The sequence below is a fragment of the Deinococcus grandis genome, assembly GCF_001485435.1.
Classification (GTDB): Bacteria; Deinococcota; Deinococci; order Deinococcales; family Deinococcaceae; genus Deinococcus; species Deinococcus grandis.
In genome coordinates, this window is record NZ_BCMS01000001.1 from 2,088,721 (window position 1) to 2,109,659 (window position 20,939).

Here is a 20,939-nt window from a genome sequence, read left to right on the forward strand (position 1 = left end):
ACAGCGCCGTGATCCGGCGCGCTGAGCCTGTTCTGACTCCCGGCCCTGCTCCGGCCTGCCCCCGTCCGGTTCAGTGCGCCTGTCCACCAAGTTCAGGGCTCACTCGGGCGTAGGATGCAGCATGAGTCCCGCCCGACGGCTGCTGCCCCTGCTTCTGCTGGCCCTGCTCGGCGTCTCGGCCGCGCTGCCCGCCCGCCCCGCCACGCCGGACGGGCCCTATACCACCAACCGCTTCTTCGCCGACCTGAGCGGCGGCGGGGTAACGCGCGTCACCCTGAACAGCGCCGGACTGGCCAACGTCACCCTGACCGACGCGGGCGGCACGCGCGTCCGCTCGCTGGTCGTCCCGCCAGACGGCGCGACCCTGAAACGCATCCGCGCCGCGGACGTACCCCTGAACGTCACGGGCGGCGGCAGCACCCTGGGCTGGCTGGGGCAACTGCTGCCCCTGGTGCTGACCGGGCTGATCCTCGTGGTGCTGTGGCGCTCCATGCGTGGCGCGCAGGGCGGCGCGAACCCCACGAACTTCGGCCGGTCACGGGCAGCGGTGATCAGCGAGGGGCAGATCAAACTCACCTTCGGCGACGTCGCCGGCTGCGACGAGGCCAAGGCCGACCTCCAGGAGGTCGTCGATTTCCTCCGCCACCCCGACCGTTACCACCAGCTCGGCGCCCGCATCCCCCACGGGGTGTTATTGGTCGGCCCTCCCGGTTCCGGCAAGACGTTGCTGGCCAAGGCCGTCGCGGGCGAGGCGCGCGTCCCCTACTTCAGCATCAGCGGCTCAGACTTCGTCGAGATGTTCGTCGGCGTCGGCGCCGCCCGCGTCCGCGACCTCTTCGAACAGGCCCGCAAGAACGCCCCCTGCATCGTCTTCATCGACGAGATCGACGCCGTCGGCCGCAAACGCGGCCTGAACATGCAGGGCGGCAACGACGAACGCGAACAGACCCTCAACCAGCTCCTCGTCGAGATGGACGGCTTCTCTTCCGGGCAGGAGGTCATCATCCTGGCCGCCACCAACCGCCCCGACGTCCTCGACGCCGCGCTGCTGCGCCCGGGCCGCTTCGACCGGCAGGTCGTGGTGGACGCCCCCGACGTGCGGGGCCGCGAGATGATCCTGCGCATCCACGCCCGCAAGAAACCGCTGGACCCCAGCGTGGACCTGGGCGTCATCGCTCGGCGCACCGCCGGGATGGTCGGGGCGGACCTGGAGAACCTGCTGAACGAGGCGGCGCTGCTCGCGGCACGGTCGGGCCGGACGCGCATCACCGCGCGGGATGTCGATGAAGCGCGCGACCGGGTGCTGATGGGCCCCGAACGGCGCAGCATGGTCGTGCGCGAGGCCGACCGGAAGGTCACCGCGTACCACGAAGTCGGCCACGCCCTCGCCGCCCAGCTCCTCCCCCACGCCAACCGCGTCGCGAAACTCACCGTCGTCCCCCGCGGCCGCGCCGCCGGATACATGATGCCCGACGCCGACGACCGCCTCCACGTCACCCGCCCCGCCCTCGAAGACATGATCGCCGTCGCCCTCGCCGGACGCGCCGCCGAAGACATCATCTTCCACGACATCACCACCGGCGCACAAAACGACTTCCAGCAGGCCACCAGCATCGCCCGCCGCATGGTCACCGAATGGGGCATGAGCCCCACCATCGGCAAAGTCGCCCACGCCACCGACCAGGGCACCTACCTCGGCGGCGGCCCCCAGATGCTCCCCATGAGCGAACACACCGCCGCGCAGATCGACACCGAAATCAAAACACTCATCGACGCCGCCTACACCCGCGCCACCGACCTCATCGGCGAACACCTGGGCCGCGTCCACGAGATCGTCAGCGTCCTCCTCACCCGCGAAACCCTCACCGGAGAAGAATTCGCGGCGCTCCTCAACGGCGAGACGCTCGAACCACTGCCACCCGCAGCGCCCAGCATCGCGGGGTGAGGTCGTAACGGCTAAGCCTGTTTGGCAGTGACGTCGTGGGGCTGCGCCTGGCGGCGGGCCTCCCCACCCCCCAGCCCCCTACCCCAGGGGGGCAGGGGGAGCGGTCGCTGCGCTCGGCAGGTATTTCTCCGGCTTTCTGGGTGGGTGACTGGTGGGTTCGGCCACGTATGGGTCTGCAGACCTCCGGTGTCGCTGCGGGCGCCCCGCGCGCTGCGCGCACGACGGGCTCGGTTGCCACGACGATGGGTTGGCCCCACATCGTGGTGCGACCCAGAAGGTTCTACTTTTTGGGCTTCTGCCAGAGCGGTCTTTTGAAAGTCGATCAGCGGCGCGAAGCGTCCCACTGATCACCTGATCGCAGATCACCACCGGCCGTCGTGCGCGCAGCGCGCGGGCCTTGCGGGGGGCGGAGGATGGCGTCGAGGCCAGACCCGTCACCGCCCCACACAAACACGCCGCACGAGTAAAAACTCTTGCCCAGTGCCAACGTAAGCCCCCCCTGCCCCTCTGGGGTAGGGGGCTGGGGGGTGGGGCAGCCCGCCGCAGGCGCAACCATTCAAACAGGGAGGCCCACCGCCAGGCGCCCCCTCCCAACCTCTTTTACCCGAAGTACCCGAGCAGGTCGATCAGCGTGCGGGCGTAGTCGTTGGGTTTCAGCCCGCGCTTGTCGAGTTTGACGCTGGGTGGGAAGGTGACGACTTCGGTCTTGTAGGGGAAGGCGCGGAGGGCGGGGGCGTCATAGTCGAGGGTTTTGTAGGCGAAGGTGATCTGGATCTGGGTCATGGTTTCGCCGATGCTGAGGACGCGGCGGGCGGCGGCGGTGAGGCGGAGTTTGGCGAGGTCGATGAAGTTCTGCACTTCGGGGGTGGGGGGACCGTATTTTTTGCGGAGGTCGCGTTCGACGCGGCTGATGGCCTGGAGGGTGCGGCTGTCGCTGAGGCGGCCGTAGGTGGCGATGCGGGCTTCTTCGTCCCCTTGTCCATCGGCACTGGCGAAGTACTCCGGGGACAGGCGGGCGTCGATGGGGAGGTCGATGCTGATGGTGGCGGGGGCTTCGATCTTTTCGCCTTTGAGTTTGGCGACGGCTTCGGCGAGGAGTTCGGTGTACACGTCGATGCTGACGGCCTGGACGTGGCCGTGTTGTTCTTCTCCGAGGATGTTGCCGACGCCGCGGATTTCCATGTCTTTCTCGGCGAGGAGGTGCCCGCTGCCGAGGTCCTGGAGGTCGGCGATGGCCCAGAGGCGGCGCTGGGCGTTTTCGGTCATGCGGGGGGGGTAGAAGAGGTAGGCGTAGGCGGTCTGGGCGCGGCGGCCGACGCGGCCGCGGAGTTGGTAGAGCTGGGCGAGGCCGAGGCGGTCGCTGCGTTCGATGAGGATGGTGTTCGCTTCGGGGATGTCGAGGCCGGTTTCGACGATGGTGGTGGCGAGGAGCACGTCGAAGGCGCCCTGTTCGAAGCCGAGCATGATCTCCTCGAGTTCTTCTTCGTTCATGCGGCCGTGGGCGACGCCGATGCGGGCTTCGGGGACGAGGTTGCGCAGGTAGAGGCTGCGGGCGCCGATGCTGGCGATGCGGTCGTGGATGTAGAAGACCTTGCCGCCGCGTTCGATCTCGCTGAGGATGGCGTCGCGCACCGTGATCGGATCGAAGGGCGCGAGGACCGTCTGGATGGGTTTGCGGCCCTTGGGTGGGGTCTGGATGGAGCTCATGTCGCGCAGGCCGACCATGCTCATGTAGAGGGTGCGGGGGATGGGCGTGGCGGACAGGGCGAGGGTGTCGACGGCGCGGGCGTCCTCGGGGATGTCGAGCTTGCCGTCCTTGGGCACCTCGGGGAGGCCGCGCAGGGCGCGGAGTTTTTCTTTCTGGCCGACGCCGAAGCGGTGTTCCTCGTCGACGATGATCAGGCCCAGGTCGCGGAACTGCACGTCGCCGCTGAGGAGGCGGTGGGTACCGATCAGGATGTCCACCTTGCCCTGGGCGGCGTCGGCGAGGATGCTCCGGGCCTGCTGGGGGGTGGTGAAGCGGGAGAGGCCCTCGACGCGGACGGGGAGGCCCTTGAAGCGTTCGACGAAGGTGCTGGTGTGCTGTTCGGCGAGCAGGGTGGTGGGGACGAGCACGGCGACCTGTTTGCCGTGGCCGACGACGCGGTGCGCGGCGCGCAGGGCGACCTCCGTCTTGCCGAAGCCCACGTCGCCGGAGATGAGGCGGTCGGCGGGGTTGGCTTTTTCCAGGTCGCGCATGGTTTCTTTCAGCGCGGTCTTCTGGTCGGCGGTGAGTTCGAATTTGAAGTTCGCCTCGACCTGACTGTCCCATTCGGGTTGGGCGGGGAAGGCGTTGCCGGGCGTGACCTGCCGCGCGGCGTACTGCACGAGGAGTTTCGCGGCGACCGCCTCGGCGTTCTTGCGGGCTTTCTCCTTGGCTTTCGCCCAGTCCTTCTTGTCGAAGGAACTCAAGGAGGGCGGGTCGTCGGTGGTGCCGGGGTGGCGGCGCAGGACGGGCAGCTGCTCGATGGGCACGCTGAGGCGCGCGCCGCCCCGGTAGGTCAGGTTCAGGTAGTCGCGCGTGACGCCCAGCACCTTGCGGGTCTCCAGGCCCTCGAACTGCCCGATGCCGTGCTCGGGGTGAATCAGGTAATCCCCGACGTGCAGGCCCAGCGCGTCCGTGACGGGTTTGCCGTTCAGGCGCTTGCCGCGCAGGGCGCTGCCGCCCTGGAAGCCGTAGATGAGGTCCTCGGTCAGGACGACCGTCCTGTGTTCGGGGATGACGAAGCCGCCCTCCCCTGCCGCGCGCAGGAAGCCCAGGCCGCCCTCCTTCACGCGCGGAATCTTCAGCCACGGGATCTCGTGGGTGTTCAGCAGCTTGTCGGCCAGATACGCGGCGGTGCGGTCGTGCCGCACGAGGATCATCACGCGGTAGTCCGCGCCCCGCCACTCGTTCACGTCGCGTTCCAGGTCGCTCAGACGCGCGCGGTAGAACGGGAGGGTGGTCAGGCCGGTATCCAGGTCCGGCAGGTCCAGCGGCGAGCGGCCGAAGCTGGTCACCTCACGCCCGGCCAGTTTCGGCCAGAAGGTGTCGATCAGCACGCCCAGCGCCGAGGCGTAGAACTCCGGCGAATCCAGGAACACCCGTCCGGGCAGCAGCTCCAGTCGCGTGGCGTCCCACTTCACCTCCGTCAGGTACTCGGCGGTGGGTTCCAGCGTGAAGCTCTGCGCCTTCTCGCCGGTCAGCGCGCCTGGTTTCAGGAAGCGCAGGGTGTCCAGCTCATCCCCGAAGAACTCCGCGCGGACCCACAGGCCCTCCTCGGCCTCGGCGGGCAGACCCGACCCGGCCGACAGGCGCAGTTCCAGCGTGTCCCCCTGAATCTCGAAGCCCGGCTCCTCACCACGCTCATACCCCAGGCGCTCCAGGCGGGAGAGCAGCGACTCGCGCGGGTAGCTGGCCCCCACCTTCAGGGTCAGGGCGTGATCCTCCGGGCGGGACGGGAACAGGTCCAGCGCCGTATTCACGTCCAGCACCACGTGCTCGTGGCGGGCGTCCCAGTCGCGCAGGCCGGGGTTCACGCTGACCGGCGCGCCCAGCACCCCGGCTGTCGCGTAACTGCCCAGCCGGTCGGGGGTGGTCAGCAGGACGGCCGGACCGGGGAACGCCGCGAACAGCGCCGCGCGCGCCACCTGCGGCAGCAGCAGCAGATTTCCGGGCGGGGCGGCGGGCAGCAGTTTCGACAGGTTCGGCGCAGCAACAGTCACCGGAAGAGTGTACGCGCCCCCCGCACCGGAAACAGAGAGCGAAAAGACTTAGCGAAGGACCGCTCAGCGCCGCACGGTCTTGCAGCCGGTCAGCAGGCTCTTCGTGGTGGTCGTGCTGTTCCCGGTGAAGGTGCTGAGTTCCGCCGTGCCCTGGTGTTCCCACCATTGCAGGCCGCCGCGCGCGCCGGCGGGGCCGTTCAGACTGGCGTAGCGGGCGCCGCTGGCGCTGATGGCCTGCGCCAGCCCGTACTTCTGGCCCTTCCAGTCCAGCACGGCGAACATGGGCTGATCCCCGAACTGCACGTAGTACACGCTGACTTTCTGCCCGCCCGTGCAGGCGTACTGGTAGACGCGGTAGTTGACCTGCACGGGCGGCGTCGCGGCGCCCGCCACGCCCAGTAGCAGTCCAGCGGCGGTCAAGATCACTCGTTTCATCCTTTCCACGGTAGCCGGTGCCCATGAACACTTCACGAGGGCCGGATGACAACCTCCCGGTGTAGGCTCCGCGCATGACCCTGAACGCCCGGCCGCCCCATCACGCGGCCCGCCGCCTGCTCATCGGGCTCGTGTTGGGCGTGCTGGTGGGCCTCGCCACGCCCCACGTGTGGCCGCCGGAGGCGCGGATCCTGCTGGGCTGGGTGGCGTTCACGCTGACCGTGATGGCGCAACTGTGGCCTCTCATGATGCGCGCGGGGCCCGCCCGGACGCGGGAACTCGCCACGCGCGAGGACGACAGCCGGGCGCTGGCCGGGACGATCACCATGACGGCTGCCCTGGTGAGCCTGATCGGCGTGGTGTTCCTGCTGTCCGACGCGCACGACGCCAGGGGCACCCGGGAGCTGCTCCTGACGGCGCTGGCGGTGGGGACGGTCGCCACGAGCTGGCTGCTCGTGCAGACCGAGTACACCCTGCATTACGCGCGCCGCTACTACCGGGACGGACGCGGCGTGCTGTTCCCTCACGGGGAGAGCAACCTGGAGGAGCCCACGTACTGGGATTTCGCGTACCTGAGCGTCACGATCGGCATGACGTATCAGGTGAGCGACACGAACCTGAACACCCGCGCCATGCGGCGCCTGCTGCTGGGGCACGCGCTGCTGTCGTTCGTGTTCGGCACGGTGATCATCGCGGTGACGATCAACGGCGTGGCGGGCCTGATCCAGTAGCCGGGGCGTACAGTCTGGGCATGCTGCCTCTGATGCTGTCCGGTCTGCTGCTCGCCGCGCCCGTGTCCGTCAGCCGGACACCGGTCCTGCTGGAGGGTGCCCGTTCGGCGGCCACCGTTCCGGCGGAAGGGGGTGGGGTGATCGTGCCGATCGATAGTGAACTGGACGTGCTCCTGTCGGGCGACCGGGGGCAGGTGACGCGGGTGGTGCTGGCGTTCGACACGCAGAGTCCGTCGTATCCGTACGCGCTGCCGGACCTGGGCAGTCGCCTGGGACGACTGGCGCGCAAGTACGCCACCCGCTGCTTCGGGTTGCCCGCCGGGGACCGCAAGGTGCTGGGGGAACGGATCTGGCAGGCGTTGCGAAACCCGGACACGGACTTCCCGGAGTTCTGGTCGTACGGTCCTCTGACGGTCGAGGTCGCGGCGATGGTCGAGGGTGGGTACTCCCGCACGCTGGGCGACTCGGGGGTGGTGGATGTCCCGCCGGAGGTGAGCGTGCGCGTGATCCTGGAACGGCCAGCGGCACCCGGCTGGGTGCCCGGATGCCGCTGGCCCTGAATCGGATTTAACCGAGGCGTTCGATGGCGCGGGCGGCGAGGACGTCCACGAGGTGCGCGCGGTACTCGGCGCTGGCGAAGCGGTCCCCGAGCAGGTCGCCCGCGTCGACCAGTCCGGTGGGGACGGCCTGGGAGCCGTTCACGGCGTCCTCCAGCTTGTTCAGGCGGTGCGCTTTCTCGGCCGCGCCGGTGTACGCGGCCCGCACGCTGCCGTCCGCGTGCCGGACCACGGCGACGCCCACGACGGCGTAGTGGCTGGCGGGGTGGCGGAACTTCTCGTACGCGCTGGCCTGGCTGGTCGCGGGAATGCGGATGTGCGTCAGGAGTTCACCGGGCTGCACGGCACTCTCGAACATGCCCTGGAACATGTCGTCGGCGTGCACGGTGCGCTCCCTGCCGGGGCCGCGGATGACGAATTCCACGCCCAGCGCCAGCGCGGCGGCGGGGTAGTCGGCGCTGGGGTCGGCGTGCGCCAGACTGCCGCCGATGGTGCCGCGGTTGCGGACCATCGGGTCGCCGACCCAGCCCGCCACTTCCGGGAACAGCGGCAGCTCGCTGCGTAGCACGTCCGCGTGCGTGGTCATCGCGCCGACCACCCAGTGGTCCCCGTCCCGCCGGATGCCTTTCATCTCCTGGATGCCCCAGATGTCCAGCAGCGCGGGCGGCTGCGCCAGCCGGAGCTTCATGGCGGGCAGCAGGCTGTGCCCCCCCGCGATGACCTTCAGGTCAGGATTCTCGGCAAGTGCGGCGAGGGCCTGATCGACACTCTCGGCCTTGTGGTACTCGAAACTGGCTGGATACATGAATCCCTCCGGGATGGGGTTGATGGGTGAAGGTTGAAAGGTGATGGGCGGCGGTTCTATCAACCATCAACTTTCAACTGTTAACGCTTCAGTCGTCGGCGGCCTGCGGCTGGCTGCCCCGCGCGTCTTTCAGGGCGCGCCAGACCTTCTCGGCGGTGTAGGGCATGTCGAGGTGCGCGATTCCGGCTTCGTGCCACAGGGCGTCCATGACGGCGTTGGCGACGGCGGCGGTGCTGGCGATCGTGCCCGACTCGCCGATGCCCTTGACGCCCAGGGGATTGTGGGGGCTGGGGGTGACGGTGTGGCCGTGCTGGATGAACGGCACGTCGTCCGCGCGGGGCATGGCGTACTCCATGTACGTCCCGGCCAGCAGGTTGCCGTCCTCGTCGTACGCGGCTTCCTCCAGCAGCGCCTGGCCCATGCCCTGGGCGACGCCGCCGTGCACCTGTCCCTCGGCGATCAGGGGGTTGATGAGGGGGCCGCAGTCGTCCACGCTGCCGTAGCCGCGCAGTTTCACGTGGCCGGTGTCGGTGTCGATCTCCACGACGGCGATGTGCGTCCCGAAGGGGTACACGAAGTTCTTCGGGTCGTAGAACGCGGTGGCTTCCAGGCCGGGTTCCAGGTCGGCGGGGTAGTTGTGCGCGAGGTGGGCCATCAGGGCGATGTCGAAGAAGGTCTTGCTCTTGTCCGGCGCGCCCTTGATGCGGAACACGCCGCCCTCGTGCTCGATGTCGTCCTCGCTGGCTTCCAGCAGGTGCGCGGCGATCTTCTTCATCTTCGCGGTGATCTTCTGCAGCGCGAGTTTCAGGGCGCTGCCGCCCACCGCCGCCGAGCGGCTGCCGTAGGTGCCCCAGCCGTAGGGCATGCGGCCGGTGTCCCCGTGGATGAGCTCGATGTCCTCGATGGGGATCTGGAGTTCGTCGGCGGCGATCTGCGGGAAGGCCGTCTCGTGGCCCTGCCCGTGGCTGTGGCTGCCGGTGTACAGTTCGACCTTCCCGGTGGGATGCACGCGCACGAGGCTCGATTCCCACTGTCCGGCCTGCGCGCCGAGCTGCCCGACCAGGGCGCTGGGGGCCAGTCCGCAGGCTTCCAGGAAGGAGATCAGGCCCACGCCGAGGATCGTCTTCCCGCCTTTCATGCGGGCCTGTTCGTCGCGCAGCGCCGTGTAGTTCATCATCTGCATGGCCTGATCCAGCGCCGGTTCGTAGTCGCCGCTGTCGTACACGAGCGCCACCGGGGTCTGGTAGGGGAACTCGTCGGGCTGGATGAAGTTCTGGCGGCGCAGTTCGGCCGGGTCCATGTTCAGTTCGTGCGCGGCCATGTCCACGATCCGCTCGATGAGGTACGTGGCCTCGGGGCGGCCCGCGCCGCGGTAGGCGTCCACGGGCACGGTGTTCGTCATGACGCCCGTGACCTTGGCGTGAATGGCGGGAATCTTGTACACGCCGTTCAGCAGGGTGGCGTACAGGTACGTGGGCACGGCGGGCGCGAACAGCGTCTGGTACGCGCCGAGGTTCGCGTGGGTGTTCACGCGGAAGCCCAGGATCTTGCCGTCCTCACTCACGGCCAGTTCGGCCTCGGTGTCGTGGTCGCGGCCCTGCGCGTCGCTGACGAAGGCCTCGCTGCGCCGCGAGGTCCACTTGACGGGGCGGCCGATCAGGCGCGAGGCGAGCAGCACGATGACCTCTTCCTGGTACTGGAAGATCTTCGTGCCGAAGCCGCCGCCCACGTCGGGGCTGATCACGCGCAGTTTGTGTTCGGGGATGCTCATCACGAACGCCGCGAGGATCAGGCGGTGAATGTGGGGGTTCTGGCTGGTGGTGTACAGCAGGTAGTCGCCGCCCGCCGGGGTGAACTGCGCCAGGGACGCGCGGGGCTCGATGGGGTTGGCGACCAGCCGGTGGTTGCGCAGCTTCACGTGCACCTTACGGGCCGCGCCGCCAAAGGCCTCGGTGGTGGCGGCCTCGTCCCCGATTTCCCAGTGGAAGGCGACGTTGCCGGGCACGTCGTCGTGCACCAGGGGCGCGCCGTCGGCCAGCGCGGCGTGGGTGGTCGCCACGGCGGGCAGGGCGTCGTAGTCGACTTCCAGCGCGGCGGCGGCGTCCTCGGCCTGCGCGCGCGTCTCGGCGATCACGACCGCCACGATGTCCCCGACGTGGTTCGCTTCCGTCAGGGCGATGGCGGGGTGCGCGGGCGTCTTCAGGTCCGGCAGCAGCCAGCCGACCGGGATGCTGCCCAGCCCGGCGTCCTGCACGTCCTGCCCGGTCAGTACGCGGATCACGCCCGGCATGTCCTTCACCGAGTCGGTGTTGATGCCCGTGATCTTGGCGTGCGCGTAGGGACTGCGCACCATCGCGGCGTGCACCATGCCGTGCAGCACCATGTCGTCGGTGTAGTTGCCGGTACCGGTGATGAAGCGCGGGTCTTCCTTGCGCTTGAGGGCCTGACCGAAATACTTGTCCGTCCGGGTCTCGCTCATGGGGTGATGCCTCCCTGGGCTGTGGAGAAGGGCAAAAAATCTGAGGGGCCAGGCGTCTGAAGGTCTGAGTGGGTCAGCGGAGTCCGGTTCTGGACGCCGTGACCGTTCGACCCTCGACCCAGGTCAGTCGTCGGCGGCCTGCGAGGCGCCCTGCATGGCACCGGCGGCGTGCTGCACGGCCTTGACGATGTTGTGGTACCCGGTGCAGCGGCAGTAGTTGCCTTCCAGGTGGTGGCGGATCTGGTCCTCGCTGGGGTTGGGGGTGTGCTTCAGGAGTTCGGCGGAGGCCATGATCATGCCGGGCGTGCAGAATCCGCACTGGAGGCCGTGTTCCTCCCAGAAGCCGGTCTGGAGGGGGTGCAGGTCGCCGGGCGTGCCGAGGCCCTCGATGGTGGTGATGTCGGCGCCCTGCGCCTGCACGGCCAGGAGGGTGCAGCTTTTCACGGCGTCGCCGTTCACGTGCACGGTGCACGCGCCGCACTGGCTGGTGTCGCAGCCGACGTGCGTGCCGGTCAGGCCGAGGTCCTCGCGGATGAAGTGGACGAGGAGCGTTCTGGGCTCCACGTCACGGGTGTAGGTCTTGCCGTTCACTGTCAGGGTGACGTTCATGCGGGCCTCCCACGGGCGGGGTGGAATGAAGGGGTTCCAGAGGGGTGGAAGCTGAGTTGTCTGACCGTCCCCATCTAAACACATTAAGGTTGGAAAAGGGTGCGCGGGCACTCCCGGCGCCCCGCCCCGAACGGTCATACGGGGTCCGCCGGGTTCGTCGACACCCCGGAAGGGCACCGGCTGGGCACCGGGTCGGCACCTGGTCGGCACTGGGGGGCCGAGTCCACGCCCGGAACCAGGTTCTCCCCTGCCCGTTCTGCGGCGCCGCTCTGCGAGTCGGCTCGGGCTGAACGTTCGTGCACCGCCTTCAACCGGAGTCGGGATCAGGTGGTGGGCTGCGGGGCCGCGCGGCGCGACCGGACGGCCCGGCGCACCAGGGCGGTCAGGAAGCACGCCAGGGCCGCGAGGGTCAGCGCGGGCCACAGCGGCTGCCACGCGGCGCGGCCCGGGCCGCCGGTCGGCCACGCGCCGGTCAGGTCGGCGGGCAGCGCGTCCGGCGGGGGGACTTCCAGCGCGGCGGGGCCGAGGCGGTACAGGCCGGGCGTGGGGGCGGGCAGCCGGGCCTCGAACACGCCGTCCGGGCGGGGCGTGAGCCGCAGGGGTGCCGCGCCGTCCGGGCCGAGCAGCGTGACCTGCGCCGTGGGGGCCTGGACGCGCAGGTCGGCACCCACGAGCGTCAGGGGCACCGGGCCGGTGGGCAGCAGCGGCGGGCCGCGCAGCAGCGGGGCGAGCCGGGCGGGACCGCCCGCGTCCCCGAACAGCGAGGCCGGGTTCACGGCGAGCGCGGTGACGCGCCCCAGGCCCACGCGCCACGCGGCGCCCAGCGGCGCGGCGCGGTCGTCGCCGCCCAGGTCCAGGCGGCCCAGGGGGGTCGCGCCGCCTTTCAGGGTGGTGCGGACGGCCGCGCGGACGGTCAGGGGGGCCGCGCCGGGCCAGCGGGCCGCGAAGGTGCCCTGGCGCGCGGCGGGGCGGCCCTGCGCGAGCGTGTCGCGCGCCAGCAGGCTGGGCACGTCCCGCCAGTCGGTCGCCTGCGCGAACTGCCCGCCGCCCCACTCGGCCACGCGGCGCAGCAGCGGCACGTGCATCCCGGCCCCCACCGTGACCGCGCTGACGGTGATGCCGGTGGCGCGGATGCGGCGGATCTGGCGTTCGTACTCGTCAGGGCTGAAGATCCCGCCGTCCACGCCGTCGGTCAGGAGCAGCAGGTGCCGCCTGGGGGCGTCCGATCCCGCGAGTTCCTTCAGGGCGGCGTCCAGCGCGCGCTTGACGACGGTGCCGCCCTCGGCCTCGATGCGGGCGACGCCCTGTTCGATGGCCGCCTGACGGCTGGCGGGGCCCAGCGGCACGGCGACCTTCGGGGCCGAGTCGAAGGCGATGACGGTCACGTCGCTCTGCGGGGCCAGCAGTCGCGCAGAGCCGAGCGCAGCGGCCTTGATCAGGTCGAGTTTCGTGACGCCGCCGGACACGACCTCGTTCATGCTGCCGCTCTTGTCCAGGACCAGTGCCAGGGCCAGCCGGGGCTGGTCGCGCGGCACGCGGCCAGACAGCGGCGAGAGGGTCTCCAGGGGCGTGCCCACGTACCCGCCCGGCCCGAAGGCCTGCCGGTCCCCGGCGATGAACAGGTGCGCTCCGTCCCGCACGGCGCGGTCGAGTGCCGAGCGCAGGTCCGCGCCGAGGTCGGCGGCGGGGGTGTCCACCAGCGCGATCTGGCGCGCGCGGCGGATCTGCGCGGCACCGAGGTCCGCGGGGCTGACGGGCGTGACGCTCAGCCCCTGCACGGCCAGGGCGCGGGTCAGGGTGTCCCGCGCCGCGCCGGGCGGGGCGATCAGCAGCGCGGCTGTGGGGGCGTCCCGGCGCACGGCCGCCTGCCGGGTCACGGGGGGCACGCCGGGGGCCTGAACCTCGACCGTGTAGGTGTCCAGCGCCGTGGTGGGGGCGGGCAGCGGCAGGGTCAGGCGGGTCAGGCCCGGCTGGACCTGTACCGAGCCGCGCTGCACGGCCCTCCCCTGCTGCCGCACCGTGAGCTGCACCTCGCCAGCCCGCGCGGCCTGGAGGCTCAGCGTGGCGGGCACCGGCTGCCCGGCGGGTGCCCCGGCGGGCACGTCCAGGACCGGGGCGGCCAGCGCGGGTCCGGCGGCGGTTCCAGGGGTGGTTCCGGCAGCAGTGCCGGCAGTGGGGCCGAGTTGGACCGCGTGTCCCTGGTCGTGCAGGCGCGCCAGGGTGTCGGGCACCGTGCCGGAGACGCGCCAGCCGGGGCCGGTCACGCGCAGCGGCGCGCCGGGCGCGCGGGCCGCCGCGTCGGCCAGGGCGGCGTCCAGATCGCCGCCGCCCGCCAGGGTGACCGGGGCGGGGGCAGGCTGGGGTCGCTGCAGGCCGGGGTTCAGGGCCGCCAGCAGCAGCAGCGCCGCCGCGAGCGCCTGCCACGGCCACCAGCGCCGCCCGGCGGGGGTGCGCCACGCGCCGGGCCGCCGCAGGCTCCCCTCGTCCCGGACGCGCAGGGCGCCCTCGGTCACGACGGCCAGCAGGGCCAGCAGCACCAGGGCGCGCCAGGGTTCCAATCGCCAGTGGTCCAGGCGAGGGGCGAGGGCGCGGCGGGCGGCGTCCGGGGTGGCGCCCGCCGGGGCGCGCAGGTCGCCGTCCGTGCCCTGGGCCTGCACGGCCAGCGGCTGACCGTCGAGCAGGGCCACGCCCGCGCGGGCCGGAACGAACGCGCCCCACACGCGGCGCGGCGGCAGGCCACCCTCGCGCAGGGCGTGCGGGCCGGGCGGCTGGGCGCAGGGGCGGCCGACCGTGCAGGGCGTCGGGACCTGGGCTCCCGCGTCGGGCCGGGCGCGTGCGGCCAGCGTGGCGAGCAGCACCGGGAAGGCGGGTGTGTCGGTCCACGCGCCGACCGGGGGCAGGGCAGCGCGCCAGATCTCGCCGTCCGGGGTGGTCTCGCGGGTCAGGAGGGGGCCGCGCGTGCCGCTCAGGACCGCCTGCGCGCCGGGGCGGGCGGGCAGGGTCACGGCGCGCAGGTCGCCCAGCGCGGCCCAGAGGACGGTCTGCCCGACCGGGTCGGTCTGCGCCCAGGCCAGCACGTGATCCGGGGCGGCGCGGGCGGGGTCGGCATTCAGGTCCAGCCGGAGGGGCGCGGGTGAGGCCAGCGCCCGGTCCGGCCCGATTGCCGGGTCGATGACGATCAGCAGGTCCGCCGGGTCGCCCGTGCCGGTCTGGAGGCGCGCGGCAGGCAGGGCCTTCAGGGCGCGGGCCAGCGGCGAGCCGGGCGCCAGCGGTCCCTGTATCGCGATCCGCACGGGCCCGGGCTGGGGGCGCAGCAGGAGCGCGGCGTGGTCGTCGGCGCCCAGGGCGTCGCGGGCGTCCAGGGTCAGCTCCAGCAGGCCGCCCGCGCCGGGCGTGAAGCGCCACGTGATGGGCGTGGCCACGCCGTCCACCAGGGTCACCGTGCGGCGCGCCAGGGCCCGGCCGCCCAGCCGGACGGTCAGGGGGCGGGGGCCGCTCAGGCCGAACGCGTGGGCGGTGACGGTCAGGGTCCAGGGGGCGCCCGCCGCACCGGGCGTGACGCGCAGGTCGGTCAGCGCCGCGTTCGGGGTGTCGGGGCGGCCCACGCTCAGGATGCGGGCATTCAGGCCGCGCAGGGCCGCGCGGGCCGCGCCCACCTGCGCGGGACTGGTGTACACCGTGACCGGCCCGCCGCGCGCCCTGGCCCGCAGCCAGCGGGCCGCGGCGGCCCAGTCGGGCGCGGCGTCGCCGGGCTGCGCGGCCCGCAGCGCCGCGCCCAGCGTGGCCGGGTCCAGGTTCAGGCCCAGGGGCTGCACGCCGCCCGTGAGCAGCGCCGCGCCGCTGCCGGGGCCGATCTCGCGCAGTGCCAGGGCGCGGGCCGCGTCGAAGCGGGTGGGGCGCGCGTCAGTGGCCCGCATGGCGCGCGTGGCGTCCAGCAGCACCAGTCGGCCCCCGCCTGCCGGCGGGGCGAACACCGGGCGGCTCAGGGCGAACGCGGCGGCCAGCAGTGCCAGGAGTTGCAGGCCCAGCGCGGCGCTGGGGTGCAGCCGGGCGCGGGGCGAGCGGGCGCGGACGCGGCGCCACAGGTGCAGGGCGCTGACCTCCTGCTGCCGGGCGGCGCGGCGCTGCCGGGCCAGCCAGGCCAGCAGGGCGGCCAGCAGCAGCAGCGCCAGCCACGCGGGCTGCGCGAGGCTCACCGGATCACGCCCCGCGCGATCAGGTCGCGCAGGATCACCTGTTCCAGGGGCCGCGCGGCGTCCACGCTCAGCCAGCGGCCCCCGGCGCGCGTGACCTGCGCGCCCAGCGCGGCGTTCCAGTCAGCAAGCGCCGCGCGGTATGCCCGGCGGGCCGCGTCGTCGAGCGTGACGGTCAGTTCCTCGTCGCCGTGCACGTCGAGCAGGCGGGTCACGCCGCGCCCCAGGCCTGCCGGGTCCAGTTCGAGCGGGTCGAGGACCTGCGCGGCCAGCACCTCCTGCCCCCGTGCGGGCAGTCCGGCGAGCGCGCCGGGCACCTGTTCGTGCAGGAAGTCCGACACGAGCACGGTCAGGGTGCCGCGCGGCGCGCGGGTCGCTGGGTGGGCCAGCGCGCCGGGCAGGCTGCCGCGCGCGCCGGGGCGGACCGCGCCCAGGAACCCCAGCAGGTGCGCGGCGCGGTTCACGCCCTGCAGCCAGCCGCTGGCCCGGGTGGTCTCAGCGGCGGTCACGACCTGCACGCGGTCCCCGCCGGACAGCGCCGTGAACGCCAGGGCCGCCGCGAGTCCCTGCGCCAGCCGCCACTTGCGCGGGTGCAGGCGCATGCCCGGCCCGGCGTCCAGCACGACCAGCACGGGCAGCTGCCCGGTCACGACGTACTCGCGCACGACCGGCTGCCCGGTGCGGGCCGTGACCGCCGCGTCCAGCGTGCGGATGTCGTCGCCGGGGCGGTAGGGGCGGTGCTCGGCGAAGTCCAGGCCCGCGCCGCGCGCGCGGGTGGGCCGCTCGCCCGCGCCGCCGCGCGCGTGGGCCGCGCCGCGGACCGTCAGGCGGCGGCGGGCGAGTTCCTGCTGTGCGGCGGGCGGGAACTCCATGCGTCAGCCGCCCTGCGCCCGCCATAGGTCGCGCAGCAGCGCGTCGCGGTCCACGCCGTCGGCCAAGCCCTCGAAGTTCAGGTGGAGGCGGTGGCGCAGGGCGGGCAGCAGCGCGTCGCCCACGTCCTGCGGCGCGACGTGCGCGCGGCCCGCGAGCAGCGCGTGGGCCTTGGCGGCCAGGATCAGCGCCTGCGTGCCGCGTGGGCTGACGCCGTAACTGACGTAGCGGCGCACGTCGGCGCTGCTCTCGGCGCGGGTGGGCTGCGTGGCGACCGTCAGGCGCGCGGCGGCCTGCACGACCTCCGGCGCGACCGGCATGGCCCGCACCGCCGCCTGCAGGTTCAGCAGCCCCTGTGGCCCGAGACGGGCATCGGCCTGCACGGCATGCGTGCCGGTCGTCTGCGTGACGATCCGCGCCAGGGTGTCCGCGTCGGGGTAGGGCACGTCCACCTTGAAGAAGAAGCGGTCCATCTGCGCCTCGGGCAGCAGGTAGGTGCCCTCCTGCTCGATGGGGTTCTGGGTGGCGAGCACGAAGAAGGGGCGCGGCAGGGCCCGCACGGTGCCCGCGACCGTCACGGTGCCCTCGCCCATCGCCTCGAGCAGCGCGGACTGCGTCTTGGGCGTGGCGCGGTTCACCTCGTCGGCCAGGAGCAGCTGAGCGAAGATCGGGCCCGGCTGGAAGGTCGGCGCGCCGCCCTGCGGGTTCAGGACCAGCGTGCCGGTGATGTCGGCGGGCATCAGGTCCGGCGTGAACTGCACGCGGCCCAGCTGCAGGCCGAACGCGTCGGCCAGGGTGCGGACCAGCAGGGTCTTGCCCATGCCGGGCGCGCCCTCCAGCAGGACGTGCCCCCCGGCGAGCAGCGCCACGAGCACCTGCCCGGTCATGGTCTCCTGCCCGACAACCACGCGGTTCACGGCGTCCCGCGCGGCCCGCAGGTCGCGCAGAAGGGCGTCGAGGCGCTCCAGGGTGGCGCCGGTCTGGGCGGCGGGCTGTGTGGCAGCGGCCTGGGAGGAGGTCGGCTGTGTGGCCGTGGAGGGGGGGAGGTCGGGCTGCGTCACGGGGAGCTCCTGTCGAAGTAGGCGCGCACGGCGTCCTGCGCGCCGGGCGGGATGGGGGTCGGGGCAGGCAGGTCCGGCGGGGCGAGGTCCGGCCCCGGCGTCCAGCGGGGCGCGGCGCCCGCCGACGTGGCGGCGGGCGCCGCGGCGCTCCGGTCGTCCGGTGCGGCGAGGACCTGCACCCGCCCGCCCGCGCCGGCCGCGCCGCCGAGTTCACCCTGCACGCGGGTGTTCAGGGGCCGCAGGGTGCCGCGCCCCAGGCCGGTGCCGCTGCTGGACCCGGCGGTGCCCGCGCCGCCGCTGTCGCTGGTGCCGCTGGTCGTCTGGCCCTGCGGGTTCTTCGGTCTGGCCGGGTCCGGCGCGGCGCCCCGGTTCATGTCGTTGTTCGTCAGGCAGCCCTGCACGCAGCGGTCGGCCCCGTCACTCTCGATGCCGCGCCCGCCGGACGCGGCGCGCAGTCCGCTGCTGCCGGGGTCGGCCTGCTGCTGCTGCGCGCGCGCGCCCGGCGCGGTGGTCGGGTCGTAGGGCGCGGCGGCCAGCCGGTCGGGGTCGGTGACGCTCTGGTTCTCGAACTGCCCGTTCTCGCGCGAACCGAACGGCGTGTCCTGCGTGCGCGTGCCCGGCGCGGCGGGGGTGGGCTCACGGGGCGCCTGCGCCGCGGGCGTGACGCCCTGACGCGCCTCGGTCAGCCGGGGCAGGGTGGGGGCGCGGCCCGGCACGGCGGTCGCTCGGCCGGTGGTGCCCGCCCCGGTCGGCGCGTCGGACCGCGTGCCGGGCTCCGGGGCCGCGTCCGTGCGGGCGCCCGCGTCGGCGCCGGGGTTCTCGTCCGGCTTGGTGGTGGGCACCGGCGAGACTGCGGCGTCCACCGGGGCCGCCGGGGTCGGCCCGGCCCCGGTGGGGATCGGGGGGGTGGGGGGCTCCTCGATCACGCGCGCGGCCTCCGGCCCCTGGTCGGGGCGGACCGGGGCGGGCAGGCCCCACGCGCCCGCCCCCAGGGCCAGCAGCAGCAGGGGCGCGGCCCACACCCGCGCGGGCGGGGCGGGCAGCAGGGTGCGGGCGTACAGGGAGCGGGCGGCGGCGGCGGCCTGTCCGTCCAGGCGGGCGTGCAGCGCCGCCGACCAGGGGTCCGGTGTGGGCTGGCTGCCCAGCGCCGCCCCCAGCAGGCCCGACAGGCCCGCGCGGCGGTCCGCGACCTGCGCGGCGTCCGGCAGGGTCGGGCGGGCGGGCGCGTGCCACGCCAGGCGCGCCCCCCCGGCCAGCAGGGCCGCGCCGACCACCTCGGCAGGATTCAGGCCAGCAACCGGGCCGGGCCAGAGGGCGTGCAGCAGCCCGCCCAGCAGGGCCGCGCCGCCGGTCACCGTCAGGGCCGCGCGGGTCTGGACCGCCCACGCCTGCGCGTGCAGCCGCGCCTGCACGGGCCGCAGCGCCGCCGTGAGCGCCGGTGACGGGGGGGGCGGCGTGGCGGTCATCCGCGCCCCAGGAAGGTGCGCCCGAGCAGGCCCCGCGCGGCGCGCGCCAGCCCCGCGAAGGCCAGCACCAGCGCCGCGCACAGTGCGCCGTAGAACAGCAGGTGCGCGGGCTCGGTGTTCAGGCTGAAGAACCGCAGTTTGGCGCCCAGACCGTCGGTGCGGGCCAGCACCTCGGACGCGACGATGGCGCTGAACGCGTACCACAGCGCGCGCCGCAGCACGGCCGGGCGGGCTTCCTCCAGGCGGCGGCGGCCCAGCGTGAACACCTGTACGCCCGCCGCGAGCGCCGCGACGCCCACGGCCGTCGAGTCCCGCACGCCCAGGCTGGGAATCAGGTTCAGCGCGACCAGCAGCAGCCCCCAGGGAATCGCCTGGAGGATCAGCAGGGTGGGGGTCAGCAGCGCTTCGGCGCGCAGGCTGCGTCGCATAGTCCAGGCGAGCAGCGTCCCGCCACCCAGGCCCAGGCCCAGCGCGAGCGCCAGCCGGGTCAGGGTGACGCGCGCGGCGTCCAGCGCGGCGGGCCACTCCGCGCCCAGCCAGGAGAAATCCAGCGGCTGGATGCCGGTCACGCGGCCTCTCCCCCGCCGGGCGCGGCGCGGTCGGCCCGGGCGATCAGGGCGCGCAGGTCGCGCATGGTGCCCGCCACGGCCGGGTCGTCGGGGTCGCGGGGGCGCGCGCCGGGCACGCGCAGGGTGCCCTGCACCGTGGCGGGCCGCCCGCCGAGCACGACGACCTGATCGGCCAGCAGCGCCGCCTCCAGGGGGTGGTGCGTGACGAGCAGGGTCGTGACGGGCCGCGCGCGCAGCAGGTCGGCCAGTTCGGCGCGCAGGTCGGCGGCGGTCAGTTCGTCCAGCGCCCCGGCGGGCTCGTCGAGCAGCAGCAGTTCGGGCTGCACGGCCAGCGCGCGGGCGACGGCGGCGCGCTGCGCCATGCCGAGCGACAGTTGCCCTGGCCGGTCGGTGCCGCGGCCGCGCAGGCCCACGCGGGCCAGCCAGTCGTCGGCCTGCGCGCCGCTCAGGGTCGGGGCGACCAGGCGCAGGTTCTCGCGCAGGGTCAGCCAGGGCAGCAGCCGGGCGTCCTGAAACACGAACCCCACCCGTCCGGCGGGCCGCGTGACCGCGCCGCGCGTGGGGTTCAGCAGGCCGGCGGCGAGGCTCAGCAGGGTGCTCTTGCCGCAGCCGCTGCGGCCCACGACCGCCACGACCTCGCCGGGCGCGGCGTGCAGGGTCACGTCGCGCAGCACGGGCCGCGCGCCGTAGTCGAGGGCCACGCCGTCGAAGTGCAGGCTCACGGGGTGCCTCCGGCGCGCCAGGCGGCGCTGCGGGCGCCCAGTGCGCCCAGCGCGGCGTCGGCGGCGCCCAGGATGACGGTCATGACCAGTCCGTAGGCGAGCAGGGCGCGCATCTCGAACTGCTGGAACGCGAAGGCCAGCATGTAGCCCACGCCGCTGGTGCGGCCGAACACCTCGCCGAACACGACCATCTTCCACGCCAGGGACAGCGTGAGGCGCGCCGTGCCGAGCAGCGTGGGGGTCAGTTGCGGCCACGTGACGGCGCGCAGCGTGGCGGCCCGACCCAGCCCGAACGCTCGGGCCATGCCGTACAGGCGCGGGTCGAGGCCGCGCACGCCCTCGCGGACCTGCACGGCCACGCCCGGCAGGAGGATCAGGGTGATCGCGCCGACCAGCGCCCGTTCGTTCAGTCCGACCAGCAGGTACGCGGCGAGCAGCACCAGGATGCGCGGCACGCTGAGCATCGCGGCCAGCCAGGGGGCCAGGAAGCCCGCCAGGGCGCGTGAGCGGCCCAGCGCGAGCCCCAGCGGCACGCCCAGCAGCAGGGCCAGCACGAACGACAGCAGCACGCGCCACAGGGTGATGCCCACGTGCCCCCACAGCGTCCCGCGCGCCGATTCGCGCGCCGCGTACGCCAGGGTCGCGGCCGGGCCGGGGAAGGTGTCCTGGCCCAGCAGCAGCCAGCCCAGCAGCAGGCTCAGCAGTCCGGCCAGCGGCCACAGCCAGCGGGCGGCGTGGCGCGCGGGGCGCACG

General features: G+C 73.3%; 15 protein-coding genes. 3 read left to right on the forward strand and 12 right to left on the reverse strand.

Annotated elements, in window-relative coordinates:
• Positions 1–121 precede the first annotated feature (121 nt).
• A complete protein-coding gene (ftsH, locus tag DEIGR_RS10250; protein WP_058976970.1) occupies positions 122–1,945 on the forward strand; it encodes an ATP-dependent zinc metalloprotease FtsH in 1,824 nt (607 codons plus the stop codon).
• Positions 1,946–2,545: 600 nt separating this feature from the next.
• Here ftsH and DEIGR_RS10255 read toward each other — a convergent pair.
• Both DEIGR_RS10255 and DEIGR_RS10260 read right to left on the reverse strand, forming a co-directional pair.
• On the reverse strand, positions 2,546–5,689 hold the full coding sequence (locus DEIGR_RS10255) for a DEAD/DEAH box helicase (RefSeq protein ID WP_058976972.1): 3,144 nt from the start codon (positions 5,687–5,689) through the stop codon (positions 2,546–2,548).
• 63 nt (positions 5,690–5,752) lie between these two features.
• Positions 5,753–6,124 (reverse strand): MliC family protein, encoded by a 372-nt coding sequence (locus DEIGR_RS10260; RefSeq protein WP_058976974.1) that lies wholly within the window; start codon positions 6,122–6,124, stop codon positions 5,753–5,755.
• Between the two features lie 74 nt (positions 6,125–6,198).
• Here DEIGR_RS10260 and DEIGR_RS10265 point away from each other — a divergent pair, with 74 nt between their 5' ends.
• Entirely contained in the window at positions 6,199–6,855 is a 657-nt protein-coding gene (locus DEIGR_RS10265) for a DUF1345 domain-containing protein (protein ID WP_058976976.1), read from the forward strand.
• A 20-nt stretch (positions 6,856–6,875) separates the two neighbouring features.
• A complete protein-coding gene (locus tag DEIGR_RS10270) occupies positions 6,876–7,415 on the forward strand; it encodes a hypothetical protein (RefSeq protein WP_058976978.1) in 540 nt (179 codons plus the stop codon).
• 7 nt (positions 7,416–7,422) lie between these two features.
• Here DEIGR_RS10270 and DEIGR_RS10275 read toward each other — a convergent pair whose 3' ends face one another.
• From DEIGR_RS10275 to DEIGR_RS10320, 10 genes are all read right to left on the reverse strand, one after another.
• Complete coding sequence (locus DEIGR_RS10275; protein ID WP_058976981.1) at positions 7,423–8,217, reverse strand: FAD binding domain-containing protein; 795 nt, start codon at positions 8,215–8,217, stop codon at positions 7,423–7,425.
• Between the two features lie 88 nt (positions 8,218–8,305).
• Positions 8,306–10,696, reverse strand: coding sequence for a xanthine dehydrogenase family protein molybdopterin-binding subunit (locus DEIGR_RS10280; protein WP_058976983.1), 2,391 nt, complete (start codon positions 10,694–10,696; stop codon positions 8,306–8,308).
• Between the two features lie 123 nt (positions 10,697–10,819).
• Positions 10,820–11,305 carry a (2Fe-2S)-binding protein gene (locus DEIGR_RS10285; RefSeq protein WP_058976985.1) on the reverse strand — a complete coding sequence of 162 codons (486 nt, stop codon included), beginning with the start codon at positions 11,303–11,305 and terminating at the stop codon, positions 10,820–10,822.
• Between the two features lie 323 nt (positions 11,306–11,628).
• On the reverse strand, positions 11,629–15,501 hold the full coding sequence (locus DEIGR_RS10290) for a vWA domain-containing protein (RefSeq protein ID WP_058976987.1): 3,873 nt from the start codon (positions 15,499–15,501) through the stop codon (positions 11,629–11,631).
• Positions 15,498–16,370, reverse strand: coding sequence for a DUF58 domain-containing protein (locus DEIGR_RS10295; RefSeq protein WP_058976989.1), 873 nt, complete (start codon positions 16,368–16,370; stop codon positions 15,498–15,500). Before DEIGR_RS10295 ends, DEIGR_RS10290 begins: the two co-directional genes overlap by 4 nt.
• A gap of 3 nt (positions 16,371–16,373) precedes the next feature.
• Positions 16,374–17,429: an AAA family ATPase gene (locus DEIGR_RS10300; protein WP_201785751.1), complete on the reverse strand. Its 1,056-nt coding sequence runs from the start codon at positions 17,427–17,429 to the stop codon at positions 16,374–16,376.
• On the reverse strand, positions 17,426–18,895 hold the full coding sequence (locus DEIGR_RS10305) for a hypothetical protein (RefSeq protein WP_058976991.1): 1,470 nt from the start codon (positions 18,893–18,895) through the stop codon (positions 17,426–17,428). The genes DEIGR_RS10300 and DEIGR_RS10305 overlap by 4 nt, the downstream gene beginning before the upstream one ends.
• Entirely contained in the window at positions 18,892–19,464 is a 573-nt protein-coding gene (locus DEIGR_RS10310) for a hypothetical protein (RefSeq protein ID WP_058976993.1), read from the reverse strand. Before DEIGR_RS10310 ends, DEIGR_RS10305 begins: the two co-directional genes overlap by 4 nt.
• Positions 19,461–20,186 carry an ABC transporter ATP-binding protein gene (locus tag DEIGR_RS10315; RefSeq protein WP_058976994.1) on the reverse strand — a complete coding sequence of 242 codons (726 nt, stop codon included), beginning with the start codon at positions 20,184–20,186 and terminating at the stop codon, positions 19,461–19,463. Before DEIGR_RS10315 ends, DEIGR_RS10310 begins: the two co-directional genes overlap by 4 nt.
• Positions 20,183–20,938: an ABC transporter permease gene (locus tag DEIGR_RS10320; protein WP_160329929.1), complete on the reverse strand. Its 756-nt coding sequence runs from the start codon at positions 20,936–20,938 to the stop codon at positions 20,183–20,185. Before DEIGR_RS10320 ends, DEIGR_RS10315 begins: the two co-directional genes overlap by 4 nt.
• Between the last annotated feature and the right edge of the window lies 1 nt (position 20,939).